An 18112-nucleotide genomic window follows, 5' to 3' on the forward strand; every position below is an offset into this window, starting at 1 on the left:
AATCTTTTTATGTCGCGGTTACCGAACCGGGACAATAGCCACGGGTACTGATTTAAACGCGGGTGTTTTACTGCGCGGGTCGTGATCCGTACCTATCAGTACATTGGCCTCGGGGTAGTAAGCCATGACACTGCCGGCGGGTAAATCAAACGGCACCACTTCCACATTTTGCATTTCACCCTGAGGCGACTTTAGCGTAACCCGGCTGCCTTTTTGCAATTGCAAACGCTGGCAATCCAGCTCGGACATCAATACACACCAGCGATGGCTGGTACCGCGATAGCTGTCGGACTCTTCGTAAATAATCGAGTTAAACTGCCCTTCACTGCGAATACTGGCCAATAAAAACGGATAATCGTCATTAGTAGCTTGAGCCAAAGTGTGCGTTTTAAAATGCCCGCGCTGGCTTTGAGTGTTAAACACCGGCTTGTGCACCAAGCGGTTACCCACCACAAACTCTTGTTTGCTTGCGCCGATATCGGCCAGGGGCTCCATGCCTGGAATGGTAGCGGCAATGGCTTTGCGCACTTTGTCGTGTTGCTCAAAAGCCGCAAAATCCAAGGGGGAATCGGGCAATAACCGTGCGCCCAGCTGTGCCAGTATACTCACCTCAGAGCGCACGTTATCCAGCCGGGTAATGCCGCCATCGCTTAAGCGCACATAGTTAAACATGGATTCTTGCGTAGTGCTGTCTGGCTCTTCATCCCGGGCGCACACCGGCAAAATTAACGCTTCGCTGTTTTCCATACCGTTAAAATGGCCGCGATTTAAGGTGGTGGTTAGGTAAAGTTTAAAACCCACAGCATCCAGCGCGCGGCGGGCAAATTCGGTATCGGGCGTGGCGGCAAATAAATTGCCCCCCATCATCAGGGCGTTGCTCATTTTCCTGGCTTCGGCCGCGCGTAAACAGGCCAGGGTATCCATACCCTTTTGTTTTGGCAGGCTAACGCCCATATGCGTTTCTATAGCGTGCAGCACATCGTCGGCCAGCACCGGCTTAACGCCAATGGTGCCAATACCCTGCACGTTACTGTGCCCACGCAATGGCAACAGCCCAGCGCCTGGCTTGCCCACCATGCCGCGCAGCATGGCAAGGTTCGCAATGGCCTCGACATTATCGGCACCATTTAGATGGTGAGTAATGCCCATACCCCAGGCAAAAATAACATTGTCAGCACTAGCGTAATCGTCCACCAACTCGCCCACGGCTTGTTCGGTTAAACCACATTGCGCGAGCAGCTCGGTTAAATCTAATGCCGCCAGGTAATCGCGGTAGGCGACAAAATCCTGAGTATGGTTTTGCACAAACTCGGCATTGTGCGCGTTTTGCTCCACTAGCATTTTCGCCATGGCCGTTAACAGCGCCAAATCGGAGCCAATTTTAGGCTGTAAAAAACGTGAGGCAATCCAAGTGCCACCCACGAGCATAGATTTAGGGCTTTTGGGCACGGCAAATTTCACCAAACCCGGCTCTTTGGCGGGGTTAATGACCATGACTTTGCCGCCGCGATCGCGCACCCCTTTTAGCTGGTGCACAAAACGCGGGTGATTAGAGGCGGGGTTGGCGCCAATCACAAACACCATGTCGGCTAGTGCCAAATCCTCGAGAGCCACGGTGGCCGTGCCTGTGCCCAAGGTGCTTTGCAGCCCCACCCCGGTGGCCTGATGGCAGTAGTAAGAACAGTTAGTAACGTTATTACTGCCATACAAGCGTGCCATTAACTGCAGTAAAAACCCCGCCTCGTTCGACGAGCGCCCCGAGGCGTAAAAAAAGCTCTGCTCGGCCGGCGCCGCACTAAAGCGCCCGGCCGCTAACGTCAGCGCTTCGTCCCAGCTTAATGGCTGGTATTTAGCACTGCCCGCCGGTTTATAAATTGGGGTGTTAAGCCGCCCCATGGTTTCCAGCTCACGGTCGGTAAGCTCGTTAAACTCGTCGAGCGTGTGATCGAACAGTTCGGCGGGAATAGGCGGCTGAATATCGGTGGATTGCGCCTGAATACTTTTGTTACATACCGAGGGGAACTCGTCTTTCTCATTCACCATTCCGCCGCGCTGACCGCCCATCCCCAGGCCGCAAGCTTTGCAGGCGTTGTGGCTTTTTAACGCTTTGGCGGAATCCAGCAAACCGATGCGTTTAATGGTTTGCAGAGTATATAAAACCTTTTTGGGCCCACCACCGACGATGGTTACCGGGGTTGAAGATGCTTTCACCGAAATCTCCCATAAACAGCCCGAGGATAACTCATCGACAGACTGTTAAGTCTTGTTAATTTGTGTTTGACTATCGCACACCGCACTTTGTAGACAATTTACATTGTGTCAATTTTATCTAATATAAACACCAGCAACTATCAATTTACCGCTCATAAAGGAAATAAAAATGACCTTAAAGCCTTTAGCGTTGGCCGTTGCCATAAGCGCAGCGCTCGGCAGCGCCTGTACTAGCCACAACGCCAACACTGACGACTCCACCCAGCGCACGAGCGGGCAGCTTGCGCCGCAGGAACTTCCGACCATCCTGGTGGACATTACCCGCGCTCAACAGCAAGGGTGGCTCACCGCAAATCAAGCGCAGCTGAAGCCAACGTCGGGTACAACACTGAATATACGTTTTCCCGCCTCGGTGCACACTCCAGCATTTAATATAGAGCCGAACACCCCATGGGATTTATCAAACCTCGATAATTACAACCTGGCCTTTGAGGTACAAAACCTCTCACCGGTATCAACCCACTTTTACGTCGAGCTGTTCGACGCCAACGGCAGCAGCCAGTCGCGCGAGCTGAGCATCCCCAAAGGTTATCAAGGCAAAGTGTTTTTCCCGCTGGCGGGCGAGAAAGCCGCCACCGATAAAGGCATGTGGGCCAACCCTATGCCCTGGCCCACCGACGAGATGAAAATGGTGTGGCGTTCTTGGCACCAAACCTTGGACATGAGCCAGATCACTAAAATCTCAGTTTACGCCATTGGCGTGTTGCAGGATCGTACGCTTGAGATCGGGGATATTGTGCTGCGCCCCAACCCGGATGCAGGCGCTGATTGGACTACCCACCTGGTAGATCGCTTCGGTCAGGCGGCCAAAAAGAACTCGCCCCTTAAAGTCGAGTCCGAGACTGAACTTAAAGCCATCGCCGAGCGCGAACTCAAACAGCTAGCCGAGCAACCGGGCCCCAAAGATCGCTCGCGTTTTGGCGGCTACAAAGATGGCCCCAAGCTTGAAGCGACCGGCTACTTTCGCACCGAAAAAGTCGATGGCAAGTGGTGGATGGTAGATCCGGAAGGCTATTTGTTTTTCTCGCATGGTCCGGCCAACGTGCGCATGTCTAACCTCACCACCCTAACCGGGGTAGACTTTAAAGACCCTTCGGTACGCGTGGTACACGCCGATGAGGTGACCCCGGAAGATTCCATGGGTATTGTGAAAGTGTCGGACGAAGTGCGCGAAAGCCGCTATGTGATTAACGAGACTCGCCACGATATGTTTGAATGGCTACCCGCTTACGACGACCCTCTGGCCGATCACTACAGTTACCGCCGCTCGACCCATAAAGGGCCGGTGCCCCACGGTGAAACTTACAGCTTTTACCGTGCCAACCTGGAGCGTCGCTATGGCGAAACCGCGCCCGAATCCTACGTGAAAAAATGGGAAGAGGTAACCCTAGATCGTATGAACAGCTGGGGCTTTACCTCGTTTGGCAACTGGGTGGACCCGGCGTTTTACCCCAACCAACAAGTACCCTACTTTGCCAACGGCTGGATTATTGGCGACTATCAAACGCTGTCGGGCCACACCAACCACTGGGGCCTGATGCCCGACTTTTTTGACCCGGTATTTGCCGAGCGCGCCCGTGCCACCATTGAAGTTATTGCCCAAGATGTACAGGCATCGCCCTGGTGTGTGGGTATTTTTATCGATAACGAAAAAAGCTGGGGAGAGCGTGAAGGCAGCGTTGCAGAGCGCTACGGGGTGATTCTCGACGCCCTGAGCAAAGACGCCGCTCAAAGCCCCGCCAAACAAGCCTTTACCGAACGCTTAAAAGCACAATACTCCAGCATTAAAGCGTTAAACCGTGCCTGGAATACCGACTTTAGCAACTGGAACGAGTTTGCGCAAAACGCCAGCACCGAGGAACACTCTGAGGCGCAAGTGGCCGACTTATCAATGCTGCTAGAGGCGCTGGGCGAGCAGTACTTTGAGGTGGTACACGGCACCCTTAAAGAGTACCTTCCCAATCACCTGTACATGGGCGCGCGTATGGCCAACTGGGGTATGCCCGATGAGATCATTAAAGCCTCGGTGAAATACACCGACGTACTCAGCTTTAATATTTACGAAGAAGGCATGCAAACTCACCAGTGGAGCTTCTTAGAAAAGATTGATCTGCCCGTAGTTATCGGCGAATTTCATATAGGCGCGACCACGGATTCAGACAACTACCACCCGGGTATTGTTAGCGCCGCCAGCCAAAAAGACCGTGCGCGAATGTATAAAGCTTATATGGAGAGCGTACTCGAGAAAGATTACATGGTAGGAGCGCACTGGTTTCAGTATGTGGATGAGCCTGTTACCGGCCGCGCTTTTGACGGTGAAAACGCCAATATTGGTTTTGTCACGGTAACCGACATCCCCTACCCCGAGATGATCAAAGCCGCCAAGGAAATTAACTACAACCTCTACCCCAAACGCTACGGTCAGTAACCGCTTGGGCTCACTTTACCCCGCCCACGGGCGGGGTCTTTTTAATCGTGTTGCCGTGTAAGCGTATTTCCTTTTAACCGTATTATGGCGCGTTAAAATCTGCTGCTTTGTAGGGCGTAGCTCGCCCTTCGGTTTTAGCGCGTACCTTAGCAACCTCAGCTTCGGTATAGGCACTGCCAGAATCCAACGTATTGCCCCAACTGTTGCGAATGTAAGTAGCAATAGCGGCCAAGCCCTTATCACTAATATCCGCCCGAGCGGCAAAGCCCGGCATCACCGCTTGGGTATTCCAGTAGTGCACATCCACCCAAATTGGGCCGCTTAAGCCGTGTAACAAGACTTTAGCCAAGGTCTCTTTATTGCTTACCCACTGGCTGTTCCAAAAGGTTGGCCCCAGCCCCGGCACCCCATTACCGTGCTCACCATGGCAACCGGCGCAGGCGGTGCGACCATTGTACAGTTTTTTGCCCTGGTCATAGAGCGCTTTACCCGCCGCGGAGAGTTGCTCGCGGTTGGTAGCATCCTGACGTTTTCTGCCCAGATTATTGAGTGCATACATTACCTCTGCATCTGGGTAGTCGCCATCAAGGCTGGCTATAAAAGCGTCGGCATCGTCGCCCAAGCCACTGATAACCGCCTTGCGGGTGTAGGGTTTCTCAAGATAGGTGTCTAACACCTGCTTTGACACATCGGTACCACCTTTAATGGCCGATACCGATATAGCCGCCTGCAATGCGCGCGGATAACCCGACTGCGCGAGATTGAGCAACAGCGTGTGATATGTTTTGTGATCTTTTTGGGGCAAGGATTCCCCGACCGCAGCGGCCGCCATGGCCACATGGTCGTTTTCACTATTTATAAAAGCTTTAACCGTGGCAAGATCGATTTCGTCCAAACCGTATAGGGTCCAAAGACTATTCACAATGCCCACAGGATCTTGTAATTGTTCAAGCTGTTTGCGAATCAATGTCGCACTGGACCTAGCATTGCGCTCTACCAATAACCGACGCGCGGTATCTCGCTGCCAGGCGTTAGGGTGTGCCAGTAAGGCAACTAAATCGCCGTTGTTAGCCGCCGCTAGGTTGGGCACTTTAGCCGCGTCATTGGCCTGCCAGCGCAAACGGTAAATACGCCCTATGGTGTTATTGTTTTTGTCCAGTTCGCGGTCATCAATTTGCGCCGCAAGATAACTGGTTAAAAACTCTTTGTGCTGCAAGATGCCGTGGTACATATCCAGTATGTACACCGTGCCGTCGGGCGCATTGTACAAATTAACGGGCCGAAAACGCTCATCCGTCGAGGTAAACAACTCTTGCTCGGGGTAAACGGGCTTGCCCGTAAGCTCCCCTTTCCCTTCGTTAATAAAACGTGCACTGATTAAATTGGCGGCGGGCTCCGGGGTTAACCCCATACCGTAAAACTTTTGCGGGAAATTACTGCCACGGTACACCAGGCTGCCACTGGCGGCGGTGAAGCCTACAAGCTTGCCGCGGTCAGGCCCCTCGGCCACCAGCATGCCCTCCATATAACCGCGGTTAATGCCGGGGTTCATACGGCCCGGATAAACGTAAATATCACCAATAGAATGGGCCGGCATTTCGGGCCAATAACCCGGGTTTTTTCGCAGCGAACCCGGTCGTAGATACTCACCATGAATAGGCGAACTATTGCCGTTGTGATACAGACGCCCATAATCATCCATGCTTAAGCCCCACTGGCCGCGATAATCCGTTTCGGCGCGCACCAACTTCCAGTACTGATTGCGATAAATCTCTTCGCCACCTTCTGGCAGCTCAGCCCTAAGCGGCAGTGTCTGATATTTTTTGTTGCTTTTTGCGTTGTAATACCAATTGTCGATACCGTAGAGCATGGTATTGGGTTTGTGCTCAACATTGCCGCCCTCAGCGTACGTCGGGTCCACCACCTCACGAATACCCGGGGTTAGAACACCGTCTTTTTCCAGCACCTCGGTAAAGTACAGGGATGTATGGTCCGCGTAAAAAATACCTCCTTCCACCAGTGAAATCGTGCGCGGCAAAATAATATCGCTAAGGAAAATACGACGCTTATCGACAACACCATCGCCATCGGTGTCTTCGAGCACAGCGATATTACCCTCGGGCTTCATCTCCCCGTTACCGCGTACATCGGGCATATAGGTGGTCATCTCGGCCACCCACATCCGGCCTTTGGCATCAAAACTCATGGCAACCGGGTTAAACACATTGGGCTCTGAAGCCACGGGCTCCACCACAAACCCCGGCTGTAGGTTAAAGCTTTTTAGCGCCTTCTCTACGCTCAGTACCGGCGCTTCGGGAATTTCGTGTTTAGGGATAACATCGCGCATTTCATGACCGTCGCGATCCCCTTTAAAGCCTGTATCCGACTCTTCGGCCACGACCGTCATTGCGCCCAGTAAAACCACGCTTAAGGCGGGCACAATACGTCTTAGCAGTTTCATGCTAGTGCTCTTCGATGGAAATATTGCGGAATTTAACGGTATAGGCGGTATCGCCAGTTTGCGCAAAGCCCTGACTGCCGTGATGCTGAATGCCGATAAAGCCTTCGCTTAGGTGTGTATCCTTAACGTGGGTGGTTAACACGTCGTTCACCCAGATTTTTATGTCGGGCCCACGGGCGCTAATTTTGTAATGGTTCCATTGACCTGCTTTAAACGCGGCGGCTTTCTCTTCTGTCCACTCGGGCGAATAGTTTTCTTTTAGGTGCTCGCCTGGCGCCGAGCGCTCTGGGTGCGCGGGAAACAACCACTGCCGCGGGGTCGCCTGCTCGTATAAACCGCCGCTCCAGCGGCGATCGGAAGGATCTACCTCGGCCTGGTAACCGTAGGCAAACTGACTATCAATATCGGCTGAATACTCGGTTTGCGCGCGAAAAATAATACCCGAGTTAATAAACTCACCCTCCACCTCGGGAACCAACACCTCAAGTTCCAGAGTAAAGTCCCGGTAGCGCTTTTTGGTAAGCAAAAACCAATTATCGCTTGAGAGAAGATGTATCTCGCTACCCAGCCAGTGGGCCTCGCCAAACGACGATACATTCATCCACAGGTTTTGATCATGAGTAATATCGACCGGTTCGGCCGATACAGAAAGGCTTTCCATCGCACTCAGCAGTACGGCCGAAAGCAGCGATTTGCACATCGTTTATCCTTATTATTTTGTTAGTTGCAGGTCACCTTCTCGGGCGGAAAAGCCGCCAGTCGAGCGCCAGATATTTCCAGTTCTAAGTTCCCGTCAGTATGCAACAACATCATAGAGGTGAGCTTGGTGAAGTCAATATCCCCCCCTTTAAAGCATTGTAAAGGCAGAGGTAGGCTCACCCACTCTTTTTTTGGCAACTTGCGCAATACGCTTTTTAGTGGAATAGAGGCCCGGGTCTCCCAATCCCAGTTGCTCTCAAGCGACATAGTCACATGATCATTGGGCCGTTCGAGCACCTTAAGGTCGACCACCAGGGCCGCCTGGTCTTTAACCTCGGCCAAGTCGATGGAACCAGAGGTGTTAATTAAGGTAACGGTGGACACCGCTTCGTTCTGACCACCCCAGTCGGTCAGCACTTTCTTTTTGTTCCAGGTAAAACGCACAGCATCACCGTTTTTATCGCGTTTAGCGGGCTCTGCTACTAAACTATTTTTTACCGTGGCACCGGCTTTGTTCTCCAATAACACCTGTCCAAACTGCAGGCTTAGCTCCCAGGGTTTGACAGCCTCACCCTGATCAATATAAAAAATATTATGATTCAGCGGTTCTTCGGCATTGGCGTTTAACGCTAAACAGGCTATCGCGACGATAGTCATCATGTGTTTTATTGTTTTCATGTTTCACCTCAATATCAATTAATGTCCGACAGTATTTTTTTGTCCTTTTTGGTTTGCTAAAAACTCAACGATATCCCTGACATTCTCTTTCTCGAGCATTAGCCCCATTGGCGGCATGCCGGAGCCTGAGAAGCTCTGCGAAACAATGGCCTCGCGGGGGATGACCTTTTCATCATCGGCGTCGGTCACTACCGTGATACTGGCATCACTCTCGGCGATAAAACGTCCCTCTATCACCTTTCCACTGGTGAGCGTTACGCTGGTGCGACCAAACCCCGGGGCTACCCGCGCGCCCGGGGCCACCATCGCCTCGATTAACTGACGGCGTGTTAGGCGGCTACCAATATCGGTAAGCTCGGGCCCCACTGGTGAACCAAAATCGCCCATCACATGACAACGAATACACTGGGCCGTGGTGTTGTAAAAGAAAAACAGTTTGCCCATATGGGCATCCCCGCCCTTTAGTGTCTCGATATACTGGGCGGTCATATCACCGGCGGGTTTAGTTTGCTGATACGCCTGCAACAATGTTTGCACCTTGGCGCTTTGTTTAGTGCCTGCCGCCTGCACCAACTCCAGCTGTACCTCGGGGGCAATACGATCGTCCAACAACGCTTGCAGTTGCCGTGCAATTAAAGCATCAGCTTCGGGAGCATTAATTTTTGCCAGCGAGGTGTAAGTTTCTTGCTGCTCGCCAAAGCCGCCTTTTTGCAACAACAGCTGGTACATTTGCACTTTGTCGGCGACGGCAATATCCAGCTCGGGTATCAAACCCAGCGCGGCGCGGCGTACACTCTCGGCGCTGTCTTCTAGCGCTAAAAACACCGCCGCTTTGAGGTCGCTAAAATCCAACCGGTGCAAGTTCTCCAGCGCCGCGCGGCGCACCCCGGCCGCGCTGTCTTCTTGCACCAAAGCGGCCAAGGTAGCCCCTGCCTCACGGATACCCAAACGGCCCACGGCATTGGCGGCCGCCTCGCGCAACTCTGGCTCGGGAGCCTTAAGCAAACTGGCGTATTGAGGCTCAAGCGCCGCCACCGCGATAGTGGCCTCGGCAGGTCGCTCACCCCGGTAAATACCACTCACCCGGTCGTAAACAGACGGCTTTTGCCACACGCTTAAGGCATTGAGCGCCTCGGCGCGTACCACCGCCGAATATTGTTTGTTCGATGCAAAGGCCACCAACCGCTGCGCACTTTGCGCATCGGCTATAAACGCGTTGGCGTTAATCGCACGGCGCAGTAAAGGCTCGTTGCTAAAGTGTGGAGCGGGCAACAACTGAGCCAGCGCCGGTAGCGCTTCTTCGACAAACGTAGCGTCGTTAATAGCTCGGGCAGCGTTGGTTACTACATACTGGTTATCGTCCTGTAAAAATTTAGCAAGCTGCGGGCTCGCCAGCCGGTTTAACGCAATAACCGCGGCCACACGTACCGCTACCGAGGGGTGCTCGGCTAACTCACCCAAGGCTTGCTCTTGCCCTAAACGCGCCAAGGCAATGGCACCTGCCTGGCGCAGGTAGACATCACTGTCGTTGTTGTCCTGCAGCATCGCCACAATCGCCGCGAAGGATGAGGTCGCACCAATGCGCCCCAGCGCCTGGGCGGCAAACATCCGCACTCGCGCGTTAGGGTGGGTCAGATTATGACGCAACGCGGATTCTGCGTTTGGATAAGGCGTATCACCCAGCACCTTGGCGGCCTGCACCCGGATCTCGTCATCGGTGTCTTGCAGCAAGGGCACTAACGGTTCGGCAAGCTGTGGGTCGTGCCGCGCCAACTGGCCCAACCCCCAAATGGCGTGAATACGCCCCAGTTGCGACTCATCCGTCAAGGCCGCCATCAGGCTTTGCTGGTCACCGCGCTCCGCTAACTCAAACTGCGCTTTACTGCGCACGCGCTGATCGGGGTGGGATAAATAGGCCGTTAACTGTGTAGCGGTCAGCTCGTTAAACGATTGTTGCAATAGCTGCTGGGTTTGCGCTCGCAATGAGTGCGGTGTATCGGCATCCAGTTTCCAGATACGACCGGTATTATTAACTTTCCAGCCATCGACCCAGTCGGCCGCATAGAGCGCACCGTCCGGGCCTACATCCAGGCCTGTCGCCTGGATGCCGCGCAAAAAGGTTTTATCTTCGCCGAGCTTAAAGCCGGCGCCGTCGGGCTCTAAGGTAAAAGCGTTAATACCCGAGTTGCCGGGCGAGCCGGTAAACTGAACCAGAAAAAAGTAATCTTGCCACGTCTCATTTAGCGCTGTGCCTGGGTTATAAACCATGCCGGTAGGGCCGCCGTAGAACGGTTTAATCGGCGGTAATATCAGTGCCGACTGTTCGGCAAATCGGCTTTTGTGGTAGCCCTCATCGGTCCAGACTTTGTAGCTGTTATTGGTGGGGTCAGTGTATTTGCCAAATTGCCAGTGGGTGCGCCAGCCGGTATCCGACCCATCTATCAAATACACCAACCGCTCAAACTCACCGGCATGATCGCCGTCGTTATCAGAGCTAATTAAATTTCCGTATTTGTCGAAGGTAAATTCATGGGTATTACGCAGGCCTGTGGCAAAAACCTCAAAGTTGCTGCCATCGGGCTCACTGCGCACAATCACTCCCTCGTGCAGGTGCTTGTGACGCTTGCCTTCCAAATCGGTAATGTCGGCACCGATGTCGCCTACGCCATAGTAGATACGCCCATCAGGGCCTTTAGTGACCCCAGACATATTATGACCACTAAAGCCGATGTGTACGCCAAAACCCTCGGCCAGGGACATTTTCTGATCCAGATAGCCATCGCCGGTGCTGTCACTAGCGCGCCAGGCGTTGGGGGCGACGGTTAAATAGACCGAGTCGGTGGAGTTATCGTAGTAAACGCCCCCCAGCACATCACTCACCAGCGATGAAAAGTCCTCTAACACGGTTTGAGCCCGATCGGCGTACCCGTCTCCATCGGTGTCAGATACTTTTAACACTTCTTCTTTGATGACCGCCAAGTCGCGCCAATCATGCTTCCCATCGCTATTGCGATCGGGGACATCGTCCGGCCCCAAATTGTTGGACTCAGCAAAGAATTGTTTTAAAAATTCAGCGCGCTCGGCCACCGAAGTAAACGACAATGTATCGGCGTGCCACTGGGGCCAGCCACGAATATCAAATTCAGAATTATTGCTGCGGTTAGTTACTGCTACCCATGCATTACCCTGCCAGTCCATGCTCAGGGCGACAGGATCACCTAATAACTCATTATCAGCCCAAAGGTCTATGCTCAGTGAATGCTCGAGCTCTACTGGTGTTTGCCGACTCACGTCTAAAGCCGATCTATGCACATCCTCACGGCTTAACTGAACCACCTTGTCCAAGCGTTGACCGTCGCCAAGTGTTATCGGTGAAAGTTGCAAGCCGCAACATAAGATTAAACAGCGAATCGGTACAAGATGGTCTACTAAGCCCCCAAGGGTATTTTTTTTTATCATTATCAATTCTCCACATAGTTATACTTTTACGTATAGCTATTAACAGCCAAAATTTAATTATTAAAGCTTATGATTCTTGAGCGCAAAGTCGGTTGAAGAGAGTGACATAATAACCCTCACCCCGAATCCGAACTTTGGTCGATTTGCGTCCGCCATTTCTAATACTTTATCCCACACCCATTTTGTATACAATCTTCTATTGACAATGATTGTATTATCTTCGATTATCTACATTGGGACACAAAGAATGCGGGCTAATACCGATAAACCGCGCCCTACTTGCTAATCTTCGTCATAGTTTTGGCGGTTAAAGCATAAAAATAATGAACAATCAGAGAGGTCAGAGATGTCTAACATCACCCAACGCTTCAAATTGACCGCGCTTTCGGCTGCCATACTGGCCAGCCACGGGATAGGCGCCTACGCTCAAACAGATTCAGACCCTGCTGCCGATGAACTGGTACTTGAAGAAGTCGTGGTTCGTGGTATCCGCGGCGCGCTGCAAAAGTCCATCGACAATAAACGCGATGCTCAGCAGATAATGGATACCATTAACTCTGAGGATATGGGTAAAAACACCGACCAAAACATTGCCGATGCTCTGGGTCGCGTTACCGGTGTTTCCGTGGTAAGCCGAGATGGTGAAGGCTCGACCATTACCGTCCGTGGTGCTGGTGCGAACCAAAACAACATTACTCTGAACGGCCAACAACTGACCTCCACTGACTTTAGCCAGGCGGTCGATCTAAGCGCTTATTCATCGGATATTCTTTCTAAACTGGAGGTGATTAAAACACCTAGCGCAGACCAAGACGAAGGCTCGCTGGGGGCGACCGTGAACCTGGTCACCGTGCGTCCGCTTGACAAAGCCGATGACGAGTTCACCGCGACGATTCAGGGGCGCTACAACGACTTTAGTGAAAAAGATAACTACAAACTGCAATTGGCGGGCTCTAAAAAGTTTCTTGATGACACTTTTGGTGTTGCCTTAACCGCTTATACAGAAACCAACGATTATCGAAAAGATCAGTATCGAACAGGAAAATGGGAAGAACAAGATATAAATATTGCACGTGACCAAGATGGCAATATCATCTCTGGAATCCGTGCGCTTACTCCAAGCGGCATAAACTATGAGCTCTTTGATAATTCCAGTGAACGCTACGGTGGTACCGTAGGCTTACAATGGGCTCCCACCCACCGTACCGAGCTTAGCTTTGACGCGACCTATGCCAACCAAACAACCGAACAAAACTATGACGGTTTTTCGCTGCGCATGGGTACTGACCCAAACTTGATCGAAAATCAAAATTGGAGCCAAAACTACCCCGATCAGGTCGCTAGTTTTACCGACCCTCAAGAAGATTGGTGGACCGTAGATACCAATACTCTTACCTTAGTCGAACAAGTTAACCGCTATAGCATTGGCGACATAACCCGCTCCGAAGGTGGCAATGAGCAAGAAAATGCTAGCGCCACCCTTCGCTTTGAACAAGAAATTACCGACAAGTTTCGCATGTCGGCCATGGCCGGTTACTCCAGCAGTACATCTGAGAGCCTACCAAGCCGCTACACCAACATGCAAAACTGGAAACAAGTACCTTCCAACATTCTGTTTGAAGCAGGTCAAGAAATTGAACCAGTAGGCTATCAATGTCATGGCGATGTTTGCACCCCAGTATTTGGTAGCAGCTACGTCGACCTGGGTGACAACCTTTTAGACTTCACCGACCCAGAAACTGGCTTACCTTTGCCAGGCTCTGACGATAATACCGCTTACACCGGCTTCAACCCAAATGACTTAAACAGTTTCCATTTAGGCAGTATTTCAGAAGCCGACGTAACCGTAGAAGACACCATCAGCAATGTGCAACTGGACTTCGATTACGATTTAGATTTTGCTGGTATTACCACCATCGAGTTTGGAGGCAAAATAAGCCAGCGTGAAAAACTCGTCGATCAACAAAACTACACCTACAACTCTAACACCACATCGGAAATAATTTTTGATTCGGCTGGCAACCCGGTATCAATTCCAGGCGGTGCTTTGTCGGACATCCGTGCGATCGATTTTCAACGAAGTGACTCTTTGGCGTACGATGACTTTCTAAGCACCCTGGGCTTACCAAGTTTAAACTGGGCGCCCATCGACGTTGAAGCGGCCTATAACACCGTGGTGGGCGATCCTGAACTATCGCGCAACGTAGACCCAAGTAACACGCGCGAAACCACACTGGATACCTCAGCCCTCTACCTGAAGTTCAATTTTTCGTATTTCGATGATCGTCTAACAGGTGATATCGGGGTGCGTTACGTCGAGACCGAAGTTGAAGCCGTTGGTGCTTCGGGTGCGGTATATCACGACTTCCCGGACAACGCTGATGAATCAGAGTTCTCTTCTTTAACTTTGATGCAACTTCGCGATACTTCATTACCCGAGTGTCCCACACCTTCTAACTGGACTAACGATCCTGCTGAACGTTTTAATCAAATTCCCGCCTACGAAAACAAATTCTCTCGTATCGACGGCACTGGATGGGATACTTCAGCAGGACCAGACCCAAGCACCTGGACACCTATGCCGATGTTTGACCCCAATGGCGACGGCGTGCAAGATCCTTGTCACGATCCAGTGTACGCGCAATGGGCCATCGACTCACAAGAGCCTGGGTTTAACCAGGACGAATATCCGTACCGCCCCACCTGGAACAACTTATGGCGTTATGCAGACGTAAGCACCAGCCGCAACAACGGTTGGGACTCCTCGCTAACAACTCCCAACATCGAATGGGACGGCACTATCGATAATGGCAGTATCGATCAGTACACTGTGCTTAATCAGCAAGATAAATCCATTGGCTCCTTTGCCACCGAAAATAGCCACAGTTACGAAAACGTTCTACCAAGCCTGAACTTGAACTATCTCTTTAGCGAAGACCTGATCGGCCGTATGGCGCTGTCAAAAACCATGACACGCCCCGCCATCGATGAACTGCGCCCCGGCTTCCGCATTAACGAGCTTTGGGCGACCTACTGGGGCACTCTGCCATCAAACCCCGGTACGGTTAATATGTACAACACCAAGTTAGATCCGATGGAATCCAACAATTTGGATCTGTCGCTCGAATGGTATTTCAACGACACTTCCATGATCAGCGCAGCTCTGTTCTATAAAGACATGAGCAACTTTACGGATACAGAGTCGGCGCAAACCTACATCACTGACGTGCGTGATGTAGAGGGCACGTTTAGTGCTGATGACCTTATCATGCTGGCGGACTCATCTCAGCCAAACAGCGGCTTAGAGGGCTGTATGCCGATTCGCTTTACCACACAATCTGGTTTTGGCGGCCCGCTAGCTTACTCAGACAACTATGAAGAACTTTGTAACCAGTTCAACATTAACAAGTTGGTTAATGGTAAAGGTGCCGAGATTCGCGGGCTGGAGCTGGGTTATACGCAAACCTACGACTTTTTGCCCGGCTACCTCTTAAGCGGTTTAGGGATACAGGCAAACTACACCTATCAAGACAGTGAATACGATGCTGATTTCTCCAGTATCGACCCTGATCGTCTGCTGCCAACCTATCCAGTTGCCGAGACTCCCGAGCACACCTACAACTTAACCGCGTTCTGGGAGCAAGATGGTCACCAGGTTCGCGTAAGCTATCGCGGCTCGTCCGACTCGCTGGTCGGTAACGACTGGAGCACCGGCCAGCGTGGCCGCACTTGGTTCCAGGGCTCTTTGTGGAATGAAGGTCGCGATACAGTTGATCTATCGGCCACCTACGCCATTAACGACAATATGGACCTGACCTTCCAGGCCATTAACTTGACCGACGCCCTGTATCGCACCTACTACACGAACCGCGAACTGCAAGTTGAACAGCAAGTCGCCGAGGACGGCAGCATTAGCTACGTCGCAATGGAAGAAGGTAACCCCTTGGACGGCGACGCACCAACCGACCGTACCGTAAGCGCATACAAAGTGGGCACTACCTTCCGCTTAGGTCTGCGCATGGTCTTCTAACAATAACTAAGACACTAGAGAAAGGTGCAGGTACAGCCTGCACCGAAATCTTAAAAAAATACGGTGTAAACTATGAAACTCATGAATAAAAAAACATTACTCGTCAGTGCTATTCTCGCCTCGGTTACCGGTTGTGGCAGTGATGATTACAACCGCAATGCCGATAAAGGGCCAAACACCGCCCCTGTCGCTGGCAATGATATCGTTCTGAACTTTCACGAAAAAGACGCGTACTTCACTCAATATTTAACTGAAGGTTCATACGACCCAGATGCCGATATTCTGTATGTTAAAAACCTGACCGCTGATACCGAAGATTTAACAGGTTTTGAGGTAAACGAAGCCCGAATTGGTATTCGCCCAACCGATCTTGCGCTGGAACTCGATAACGGCGAGTCCAGAACAGTTACTTTCTCTTACGACATTACCGATGGAGAAGCGACCGTACAGCGTAAAATGACCGTAACAGTTAACGGTGAAGATTTTGCACCGGAGTTCGACGATCTGTTTGTGTTAATTGATGATAAAAACCCCACCACTGAAATCGACTTAGTGGAGGGCGTGAACGACCCAGACGACGAGCCTTTGTGGGTGTCGGATTTTGTCGCCTCTGGCGATTTAACTTCCGCGCTGTACACTCTAGACGCTGACAACGCAACGCTAACCTTGGACACACCGGCTATTCTGGCAGAGCTTGGCCCGGGAGAAGTCGCTGTCTTCCGAGACAATAACTACAACGTTCATGACCATAATCACAGCCTGCCCCGCACGGCGACTTTTGTAGTAGCTAAAACTACGGAACAAGCGGCGCCACCCGCGGTTTTAGGCCCGGTTATGACTTCCGTCAGCACCAACAGTGCGTTGAAGATGGTTGACCTTGCCAGCCCAGGTGCCGTGCTCGAGCCCAACGGCGATGCAATTGAAATCGACTGGAGCTCAATTGCACCGGTTGACGGCGGCCCGGCGCTGCACTTTAACCGCTCCGAGGGCACGATGTTAGCCATCGATGGTATCGATTTTGGTACGTTTGTGGAAACAGGTGAAACCAAAACCTTTACCTATTCTTACGATTTGAGCGATGGCGATCCGGATCATACCGTTACCAACACCGTGGAAATTTCAGTGACTGGCGAAGCCGTCAAACAAATACTGAACAATGGCAGCTTTGAAAGCGGCTTAGACGGATGGAACGCAACGGACGGCGTCAGCGCTGCGACCGCTTCAGCGCTTGGACTCAATGTGGATGGTAGCGCTTTTGCCTCTATGCTAGCCGGTGACGAGCTTAGCCCCGCCTTACCGGGCAATGCTCTGGAAGAAGGTGCCGGCTATATCATTGAGGCCCGTGGCGCCCACGGAAACTCTTGGGGTGCTTACCCTATGTGGGTTACCGGCGACGTTGGTGAAGAAACCGGCAAAGTGCTAAACCCGCAGGCTTGGTTTGCCCACGGAGCCAACCCGCGTACGTTTGCTACTCGTTTCGAGGGCGCGGCAAATACCAAGATCACGGTCACCGCACCTGCTGCAGTCGGCGCTGCGGAGTACGACGCTTTTATGCTGTACAAGTACTCAACTGATCCAGGCAACAATCTGATTAGCCAAGACAACGCTACGTTCGAGAACGGCGCTGGCGACTGGACCCTTCAGGAAGGCGGCAGTATCTCCACTGACGGTCCGATTTCAGGTAGTGCGAGCTTAAACACAGGTGAACTTCAAGACCGTTCAAGCACACTTCCACTCGCAGCAGGTACGATCAAAAATGGCAGCCGTTACCTGCTTACTTACGATTTGGTGGCGGATGGCCTTCCCGAGGCTGGCAATAAAAAAATACGTGCATCTATTATCGACCCGATAACCGGTGAAACGGTGCAAGGAGCTCCTTTTAAGGGCGTTTTCGAAGTCCGTGAAAACATGAACCACATGGCCATGATCTTCGATCCCGACCTATACAGCGGTGTGAACGATTGGGAATCGCGTGATCTTGAACTTCGGTTAGGAGTTAACGTTTGGAGTGGAGGAATGAACTTCCGTATCGATAATGTGCGTTTAATCGAACTACCCTAATTCTCCAGAGCAAGTCCTTAGCCCG

Annotated in this window: 8 protein-coding genes; 3 read left to right on the forward strand and 5 right to left on the reverse strand. The window is 51.9% G+C overall.

Annotation, left to right across the window (positions count from 1 at the left end; translation table 11 throughout):
- Nucleotides 1-18: 18 nt before the first annotated feature.
- Complete coding sequence (locus tag D568_RS0106310) at nucleotides 19-2211, reverse strand: FdhF/YdeP family oxidoreductase (RefSeq protein ID WP_020208741.1); 2193 nt, start codon at nucleotides 2209-2211, stop codon at nucleotides 19-21.
- A gap of 169 nt (nucleotides 2212-2380) precedes the next feature.
- Here D568_RS0106310 and D568_RS0106315 point away from each other — a divergent pair, with 169 nt between their 5' ends.
- Nucleotides 2381-4699, forward strand: a complete 2319-nt coding sequence (locus D568_RS0106315; protein WP_020208742.1) for a beta-galactosidase — start codon at nucleotides 2381-2383, stop codon at nucleotides 4697-4699.
- A gap of 82 nt (nucleotides 4700-4781) precedes the next feature.
- Here the strand turns inward: D568_RS0106315 and D568_RS0106320 are convergent, their stop codons facing one another.
- The 4 genes from D568_RS0106320 to D568_RS0106335 are packed head-to-tail and all read right to left on the reverse strand — an operon-like array spanning nucleotide 4782 to nucleotide 11996.
- The gene (locus D568_RS0106320; protein WP_020208743.1) at nucleotides 4782-7160 is read right to left on the reverse strand and encodes a PVC-type heme-binding CxxCH protein; all 2379 of its coding nucleotides are present in this window, start codon (nucleotides 7158-7160) and stop codon (nucleotides 4782-4784) included.
- A 1-nt stretch (nucleotide 7161) separates the two neighbouring features.
- Nucleotides 7162-7860, reverse strand: a complete 699-nt coding sequence (locus tag D568_RS0106325; RefSeq protein WP_020208744.1) for a 3-keto-disaccharide hydrolase — start codon at nucleotides 7858-7860, stop codon at nucleotides 7162-7164.
- 20 nt (nucleotides 7861-7880) lie between these two features.
- On the reverse strand, nucleotides 7881-8537 hold the full coding sequence (locus D568_RS21010) for a putative glycoside hydrolase (RefSeq protein WP_020208745.1): 657 nt from the start codon (nucleotides 8535-8537) through the stop codon (nucleotides 7881-7883).
- Nucleotides 8538-8555: 18 nt separating this feature from the next.
- Complete coding sequence (locus D568_RS0106335) at nucleotides 8556-11996, reverse strand: HEAT repeat domain-containing protein (protein WP_020208746.1); 3441 nt, start codon at nucleotides 11994-11996, stop codon at nucleotides 8556-8558.
- Between the two features lie 346 nt (nucleotides 11997-12342).
- Here D568_RS0106335 and D568_RS0106340 point away from each other — a divergent pair, with 346 nt between their 5' ends.
- Nucleotides 12343-16026 carry a TonB-dependent receptor domain-containing protein gene (locus D568_RS0106340; protein ID WP_020208747.1) on the forward strand — a complete coding sequence of 1228 codons (3684 nt, stop codon included), beginning with the start codon at nucleotides 12343-12345 and terminating at the stop codon, nucleotides 16024-16026.
- Between the two features lie 72 nt (nucleotides 16027-16098).
- Nucleotides 16099-18087, forward strand: a complete 1989-nt coding sequence (locus D568_RS0106345) for a hypothetical protein (protein WP_020208748.1) — start codon at nucleotides 16099-16101, stop codon at nucleotides 18085-18087.
- Nucleotides 18088-18112 lie beyond the last annotated feature (25 nt).

Source organism: Gilvimarinus chinensis DSM 19667 (assembly GCF_000377745.1).
Taxonomy (GTDB): domain Bacteria; phylum Pseudomonadota; class Gammaproteobacteria; order Pseudomonadales; family Cellvibrionaceae; genus Gilvimarinus; species Gilvimarinus chinensis.

Bases quoted from the DNA above. Each gene is read 5' to 3' on its own strand.
- D568_RS0106315 (WP_020208742.1), top strand. From the start codon at position 2,381: ATGACCTTAAAGCCTTTAGCGTTGGCCGTTGCCATAAGCGCAGCGCTC.
- D568_RS0106320 (WP_020208743.1), bottom strand. From the start codon at position 7,160: ATGAAACTGCTAAGACGTATTGTGCCCGCCTTAAGCGTGGTTTTACTG.
- D568_RS0106325 (WP_020208744.1), bottom strand. From the start codon at position 7,860: ATGTGCAAATCGCTGCTTTCGGCCGTACTGCTGAGTGCGATGGAAAGC.
- D568_RS21010 (WP_020208745.1), bottom strand. From the start codon at position 8,537: ATGAAAACAATAAAACACATGATGACTATCGTCGCGATAGCCTGTTTA.
- D568_RS0106335 (WP_020208746.1), bottom strand. From the start codon at position 11,996: ATGATAAAAAAAAATACCCTTGGGGGCTTAGTAGACCATCTTGTACCG.
- D568_RS0106340 (WP_020208747.1), top strand. From the start codon at position 12,343: ATGTCTAACATCACCCAACGCTTCAAATTGACCGCGCTTTCGGCTGCC.
- D568_RS0106345 (WP_020208748.1), top strand. From the start codon at position 16,099: ATGAAACTCATGAATAAAAAAACATTACTCGTCAGTGCTATTCTCGCC.